Here is a 6,565-nt window from a genome sequence, read left to right as displayed (position 1 = left end):
CCGGCGGCCGACTAGCCGCGCCTTGCTCCCTCTCCCCTGCGGGGAGAGGGCCGGGGGGAGGGGCCGGGGCTCGCGGGACTGTCACCTGGTGCGGGATCGGAGCTGACCTCTCATCTGACTTGGCGTTTCCCGCAAGCGCGCCCCCTCACCCCAACCCTCTCCCCGCAGGGAGAGGGAGCCGAAAGCCCAACCCTTCCCGGTCCGGTATCCTCTGCCTCCACGCCAAGGGGGCCCCATGCAAGCATCCGGATCCACCGCGCCGATGCGCGGCTTTCGCTACTACGACCTGCTGGTCGGCGGCATGGTGGCCGTGCTGCTGTGTTCCAACCTGATCGGGCCGGCCAAGGTCTGCACGATCTCGCTGCCGGTGCTGGGTGCGCTGTCTTTCGGCGCCGGCAACCTGTTCTTCCCGGCCAGCTACATCTTCGGCGACGTGCTCACCGAGGTGTACGGCTACGCCCGCGCGCGCCGCGCGATCTGGGCCGGCTTCGGCGCGATGCTGTTCGCTACGGCGATGTCGCAGGCGATCATCCACATGCCGCCGAGCCCCTCCGAGCCGTTCAATGCGCAACTGCAACCGGCTCTGGAGATCGTCTTCGGCGGTACCTGGCGCATCGCGCTGGCGTCCATCGTGGCCTACTGGCTGGGCGACTTCGCCAATTCGTTCGTGCTGGCGCGCATGAAGATCTGGACGCGCGGACGCATGCTGTGGACGCGCACCATCGGCTCGACGCTGGTGGGCCAGGGCGTGGATAGCCTGACCTTCTACCCGATCGCCTTCACAGGCATCTGGGAAGGCCAGACCATCCTCAAGGTGATCGCCTTCAACTGGGCGATGAAGGTGCTGGTGGAAGTGGTGTTCACGCCGCTCACCTATGCCGTGGTCGGCTTCCTGAAATCGCGCGAGGGCGTCGACACCTTCGACGAGCACACCCACTTCACGCCGTTCAGCCTGAAGGACGAGGGCGAGCTGCGCGCACCGGGCCACTGAGCCTGCCGATACAGGGGAGCATGCATGGTCGACCCACAGGCGCTGCAACAGGCGCATGACGCGCTGGCCGGCGCACGGGCGAAGCTGGAGAAGCTGCGCGGCATCGATCCGTACTTCATCGACCTGTCCCTGCGCGAGAACCCGGTCGGTTCCTGCCTCGGGCAGACGCTGGAGCAGAAGCTGCGCATCCTGCCGCTGCTGCGCGAGTTCGGCTTCCAGCGCATCCAGCTCGGCACGCTCGACTACGCCCTGCCGGACGAGCCGGAGGTGGACGATGACCTGATGGCCTACCTGCGCGACCACGGCATCGACATGACCGGCTGCTCGGCCTTCACCGCCATCGGCATCGCGGCGGAGGATGGCAGCTTCACGCCGGATCCTTCGCAACTGAAGCTGCGCGACTACGGCGTGCCCAACACGCTGCACGAGATCTACCTGAGCCGGCGCGGCATGCAGGGCAACTACGACCTTCCCACGCTGCGCCGCAGCCTGCCGGCGAGCATCCGCTGGCTGCAGCAGAACATCCGTGGCGACCACGGCGGCAAGCCGAAGATCTACATCAACATCGTCGACGGCTGCGACGCCTTCATGGAGTCGCCCGAGGCGGTGGCGGAGATCCTCACGCTGCTGGCCGACCAGCCGATCGCCGGCGTTTCCATCGAGGACGACCGCGGCACCTACCTGCCGTTCCAGGTCGGCGCGGTGGTCGCCGCGGCGCGCGCCTTCCTGCCGCCGCCGCTGAAGCTGCTGGTGCACGTGCACGCCGGCGGCGGCTTCGAGAACGCCTCGGTGATCGAGGCGCTGCTCAACGGCGCCGACGGCGCCTGGGGCGGCCTGCCCAAGCGGGCGGCGATCATCGGCCACGCCTCGCTGGGCGAGCTGATCGCCAATCTGGTGCGCATCGGCAACCCGCACATGCAGGCCTACCAGCTCGATCGCCTGCTGCCGCTGGCCACCACGCTGCAGCAACTGGACGAGGGTGGCCCGGTGCCGGAGGACCTGCCGATCCTCGGCAGCAACGCCTACCGGCTGACCCTGAGCTTCTTCCGCCAGCTCGGCGATCGCTTCATGGACCTGCCGCCGGAAGCGATCGGCGGTCGCTACGGCTACCGCATCTGCCCGCTGGTCAGCGACGGGCCGGTGCTCGCCGGCCGCCTGGCCGAGGTCACCGGCCAGCCGGCCGCATCCTTCCCGCCGGCGCTGACCGAGCAGATGATCCGCCTGATGCGTCGCGACCTGCGCGCCGGACGGCGCATCGACTACGACCAACCCGCTGAACTGCTTGCGCTTTTGGCGCGCGCCGAGCGGGTCTAGAATCCCATCCACGCGTGGCCGGCCGGTCAGGCACTCATCCGGAGGGGGCCGGAGCATGAACTCAAGCGAAAAAGGACTGGAACTCGACGGCGCCGTCTACAAGACGCTGCTCGAATCGACGCGCGCCATTCCGTGGAAGATCGACTGGGCGAGCGCATCCTTCGCCTACATCGGCCCGCAGATCGAAGGCCTGCTCGGGTGGTCGCAGGACAGTTGGGCCACCGTGCAGGACTGGGCCGAGCGCATCCATCCGGACGACCGCGACCGCGTGGTGCAGTTCTGCATCGCGCAGTCGCAGGCGGGGGTCGACCACGAGGCGGACTATCGCGCCCTGACCTGCGAGGGCGACTACGTATGGATCCGCGACGTCGTCCACGTGGTGCGCAAGGAGGACGGCGCGGTCGATGCGCTGGTCGGTTTCATGTTCGACATCAGCGAGCGCAAGCGGGCGGAGGAGCAGTTGCTCAAGCTGCAGCGCGAGCTGACCGAGCTGTCTTTCCGCGACGGCCTGACCGGCGTGGCCAACCGCCGCCGCCTGGACGCCTTCCTCGATGCCGAATGGACGGCCGCCCGCCGCGAGCGCAAGCCGCTGTCGCTGGTGCTGGCCGACATCGACTGCTTCAAGGAATACAACGACTGCTACGGCCACCTGGCCGGCGACGCCTGCCTCAGGCGCGTGGCCTCGCTGCTGGAGGCCACCGCCGAACGCGGGCGCGGCCTGCTCGGCCGCTTCGGCGGCGAGGAGTTCCTGATGGTGCTGCCCGACACCGACGCCGCCGCGGCGCGGGAGCGGGCCGAACGCTGCCTGGCCCGCCTGGCCGAGGCGCAGATTCCCCACGAGGGCTCCAGGGTCGGCAAGGCGCTGAGCGTCAGCCTGGGCGTCGCCACGCTGGTGCCCGGGGAGGGCGACGACCTGCTGGCCTTCCTCGAGGCCGTGGACCGCTGCCTGTATCAGGCCAAGGCGCAGGGGCGCAACCGCATCGTCGTCCACGAGGACACGCCGGCGTCCCATGCCTGAGCACGCAGTGGCGCCGTTGCGGACGGCATCCGGACTGCAGCGCAACGCCGGCATCGACCTGCTGCGCGGGCTGGCGATCGTGTTCGTGCTGCTCAACCACCTCGGCCTGCGCATGCGCATCCCGCTGAAGACCACCGCGCTTGCCGACGTGCTGCCGGTGCGGCTGCTGCAGGCGCTCAACTACAACGGCTACGAAGCGGTGTTCGTGTTCTTCGTGATCTCCGGCTTCCTGATCGCGGGCAACGCGCTGGAACGCTGGGGCAGCCTGGCGCAGATCGACCTGAAGGCCTTCTACGCGCGCCGCTTCGCCCGCATCGTGCCCTGCCTGGTCGCGCTGCTGGCGGTGCTCGCCCTGCTGCACGGCTTGGGCGTGGAGGACTACACGATCCACCGCCCGGGCCAGTCGCTCGGACGCGCGCTGCTCGCCGCGCTCGGCCTGCACCTGAACTGGTACGAAGGCCAGACCGGCTATCTGCCCGGCAACTGGGACGTGCTGTGGTCGCTGTCGATCGAGGAAGTGTTCTACCTCGGCTTTCCGCTGGCCTGCCTGCTGGTGCGGCGCACGCAGGTGCTGCTGCCGTTGTTGCTCCTGCTGGCGCTCTCGCTGCCGTGGACGCGCGCCGCGCTGGATGGCAACGAAATCTGGCAGGAGAAGGCCTACCTGCCGGGCATGGCGGCGATCGCCACCGGCGTGCTCGGCGCGTTGGGGTTCGCCCGTGGCGCGCGCCCGTCGCCGCGCGCCTGCCGCCTGCTGCGCTGGATCGGTACGCTCGGACTGCTCGGCGCCACGCTGGGCGGACACTGGTTGTGGCCGCTTCTGCACGAAGGCGTGATGCTGGTGCTCACCGGCTCGACGCTGGCGCTGCTGGTCGCCTTCCGCAGCGAACCGCCGTGCGTGCCGCGCATGCTCCACTGGGTGTGCAGCTGGGGCCGGCTCAGCTACGAGATCTATCTCAGCCACATGTTCGTGGTGTACGCCATCATGCGGCTCTACCGCTGGAGCGGCGCCGACGCGCGCAGCGGCTTCCTGTGGTATCTGCCGGCGTTTGCGCTGTGCTGGGCGCTCGGCGCGCTGGTGATGCGCTGCTGGTCGGTGCCGTGCGAGCGCTGGCTGCGCGATCGCTGGTTGCGCCCCTCGCCGGCGGCTGAAGTGGTGGCCCCGGCGAGCTGACCTCGTTTCCACGCGGGTTCGTGCATGCTCCGGCGCAGATCGCCAAAGCGTGCCCGGGACACGCCCCATGCCCAACACGCTCATCGACCAGGCCATCCGCGAGCGCCGCCCGCTGCGCTTCGTCTACCACGGCAGCCTGCGCGTGGTGGAACCCCAATGCCATGGCAGGGGCCATCGCGGCACCGAGCTGCTGCGCGCCTGCCAGGTCAACGGCGAGGCGCCGTCCGAACGCCTGTTCGACGTCGGCCAGATCGCCGACCTGGCCCTGCTGGACGGCCACTTCGACGGCCCCGCGCCGCATTACCGGCGCGACGACACGGCGATGGCGGAAATCTTCTGCCAATTGTGAAGGGCCGCGTCCGCTGCGCCGACCGCAAGTGCACGGCGCCGCCGGCAGACTGCAGGCCCGCTTCGTCCGAGGAACCGCCATGCTCTCCGCCTTCGGCCTCAACTGCACGCTCAAGCGCGGCCACCAGCCCTCCTCGACCCAGAAGTTGCTCGACCAGGTGCTGCGCGCGCTCGACGGTCATGGCGTCAGCACCGCCTACGAGCGGGCGGTCGACCACGACATCAAGCCCGGCGTGAAGACCGACGAAGGTCCCGGCGACGCCTGGCCGGCACTGCGCAAGCGCATCGACCAGGCGAACATCTTCGTGCTGGCCACGCCGATCTGGCTGGGCCAGCCCAGCAGCGTGGCCAAGCGCGTGCTCGAGCGGCTGGACGCGGTATTCGGCGAGATCGACGAGCACGGCATCTACCCCACCTTCGGCAAGGTCGCCATCGTCAGCGTCGTGGGCAACGAGGATGGCGCGCACCATGTCACCGCCGAGCTCTACCAGGCGCTGGCCGACGTCGGCTTCAGCATTCCCGGCGGCAGTTCGAGCTACTGGGTAGGCGAGGCGATGCACAAGAAGAACTACGTCGACCTGGACCAGACGCCCAAGCCGCTGGCCGGCGTGATCCAGACGCAGGCGTGCAACGCGGCGCACCTGGCCCGGCTGCTGCAGGAAAAACCATATCCGGCGACCCGCTAGCGCCGCTGGAAGCAGCGCGGCGCCGTGCCCAGCCGCGGACGTGGATGGCGACTACGCTGCCGGTCGGGCCGCACCCATGCGATGGGCGTCCAGGCAACTCAGCACGCTCAGGACGACGAAGCACAGCGCGGCGATCTCCAACCGCGCCGGCCAACGGCGTTCCCACAGCCAGCCGTAGACCAGGGCGAACAGGGTTTCGAACAGGATCATCTGGCCGACCAGGGTCAGCGGCAGCAACCGGCTCATCCGGTTCCACAGCGCGTTGCCCGCGATCGAGGCGAGGACGGCGACACCGGCGGATACGGCGCCGAAACGTGCCCACGCGTCCGCGCCATGGCTGGCCGGGCCGAGCGCAAACGCCAGCGGAAGCAGCAACAGGCTTTGCGCGCCGGTGGCCAGTCCCGTCAACAGATTCCAGTCCTGCGGGGACATGGCCGGAAACCGCGCCAGGCAGCGGGCATTGCCGATGGCGTAGGCCGTCCACGAAGCCAGTGCACCGATCGCGCACAACAGCCCGAACAACGGACGCGGCGCCGAAGCGGCGGCCGGTTGGTCCAGCGCCTGCGCGCCAATGCACACGGCGCCGGCCGCGCACAGCAGCAACGACGGCAGCAGCCTGCGCAGCGGCACCGCGCCCTGGTCGCGGCTGCCGATGACCGTCACCGCCACGGGCAGGAAGCCGATCACCAGCGAGGTCATGGCGATCCCGCCGGTCTGCACGGCGCTGGACAACAGCACGTAGTAGAGCGTGTTGCCGGCCAGCGCGAGCCAGGCCAGCGACCACCACTGGCGGCGCCCGATAGGGGCGACCAGCGTTCGCCAGCGAGGGCCGACCAGCGCCAGCGCAATCAGTCCGTAGCCGAGGTAGCGGCCGACCGTCAGCTGCAGCGGACTGAACTCGCGTGCCAGTTGGGGCGCCAGGAACACCAGGCCCCACAACGCGCCGGCCCCCATGCCGCAGGCGATGCCGGCGGTCGTGGCGGAAAACGGGGAGGAGGGGGCCGGTCGCGCGGTCGGGGCGGTGTCCATGCGGGCAA

The 6,565-nt window shown here is 69.7% G+C and carries 7 protein-coding genes; 6 read left to right on the top strand and 1 reads right to left on the bottom strand.

Annotation, left to right across the window (positions count from 1 at the left end):
• The first annotated feature begins 235 nt into the window (after positions 1-235).
• From AAIL17_RS03445 to AAIL17_RS03420, 6 genes are all read left to right on the top strand, one after another.
• Complete coding sequence (locus AAIL17_RS03445; RefSeq protein ID WP_424681416.1) at positions 236-991, top strand: queuosine precursor transporter; 756 nt, start codon at positions 236-238, stop codon at positions 989-991.
• 24 nt (positions 992-1,015) lie between these two features.
• Positions 1,016-2,305 (top strand): homocitrate synthase, encoded by a 1,290-nt coding sequence (locus AAIL17_RS03440; protein ID WP_424681415.1) that lies wholly within the window; start codon positions 1,016-1,018, stop codon positions 2,303-2,305.
• A 55-nt stretch (positions 2,306-2,360) separates the two neighbouring features.
• A complete protein-coding gene (locus AAIL17_RS03435) occupies positions 2,361-3,323 on the top strand; it encodes a GGDEF domain-containing protein (RefSeq protein WP_424681414.1) in 963 nt (320 codons plus the stop codon).
• Positions 3,316-4,494, top strand: a complete 1,179-nt coding sequence (locus tag AAIL17_RS03430) for an acyltransferase family protein (protein ID WP_424681413.1) — start codon at positions 3,316-3,318, stop codon at positions 4,492-4,494. Before AAIL17_RS03435 ends, AAIL17_RS03430 begins: the two co-directional genes overlap by 8 nt.
• A 67-nt stretch (positions 4,495-4,561) precedes the next feature.
• Complete coding sequence (locus AAIL17_RS03425) at positions 4,562-4,843, top strand: hypothetical protein (RefSeq protein ID WP_424681412.1); 282 nt, start codon at positions 4,562-4,564, stop codon at positions 4,841-4,843.
• 79 nt (positions 4,844-4,922) lie between these two features.
• Entirely contained in the window at positions 4,923-5,528 is a 606-nt protein-coding gene (locus AAIL17_RS03420) for a flavodoxin family protein (protein ID WP_424681411.1), read from the top strand.
• A gap of 51 nt (positions 5,529-5,579) precedes the next feature.
• Here the strand turns inward: AAIL17_RS03420 and AAIL17_RS03415 are convergent, their stop codons facing one another.
• A complete protein-coding gene (locus tag AAIL17_RS03415) occupies positions 5,580-6,557 on the bottom strand; it encodes a DMT family transporter (protein ID WP_424681410.1) in 978 nt (325 codons plus the stop codon).
• Positions 6,558-6,565 lie beyond the last annotated feature (8 nt).

The sequence above is a fragment of the Frateuria sp. YIM B11624 genome (assembly GCF_049727805.1).
In the GTDB taxonomy this organism is placed as follows: Bacteria; Pseudomonadota; Gammaproteobacteria; order Xanthomonadales; family Rhodanobacteraceae; genus Frateuria_A.
Note: the sequence above shows the minus strand (reverse complement) of the source record. Positions and strands in the feature narration are given on the sequence as shown.

Coding starts and splice junctions, on each gene's coding strand:
- AAIL17_RS03420 (WP_424681411.1), top strand. CDS start 4,923: ATGCTCTCCGCCTTCGGCCTCAACTGCACGCTCAAGCGCGGCCACCAG.
- AAIL17_RS03415 (WP_424681410.1), bottom strand. CDS start 6,557: ATGGACACCGCCCCGACCGCGCGACCGGCCCCCTCCTCCCCGTTTTCC.
- AAIL17_RS03425 (WP_424681412.1), top strand. CDS start 4,562: ATGCCCAACACGCTCATCGACCAGGCCATCCGCGAGCGCCGCCCGCTG.
- AAIL17_RS03440 (WP_424681415.1), top strand. CDS start 1,016: ATGGTCGACCCACAGGCGCTGCAACAGGCGCATGACGCGCTGGCCGGC.
- AAIL17_RS03430 (WP_424681413.1), top strand. CDS start 3,316: ATGCCTGAGCACGCAGTGGCGCCGTTGCGGACGGCATCCGGACTGCAG.
- AAIL17_RS03435 (WP_424681414.1), top strand. CDS start 2,361: ATGAACTCAAGCGAAAAAGGACTGGAACTCGACGGCGCCGTCTACAAG.
- AAIL17_RS03445 (WP_424681416.1), top strand. CDS start 236: ATGCAAGCATCCGGATCCACCGCGCCGATGCGCGGCTTTCGCTACTAC.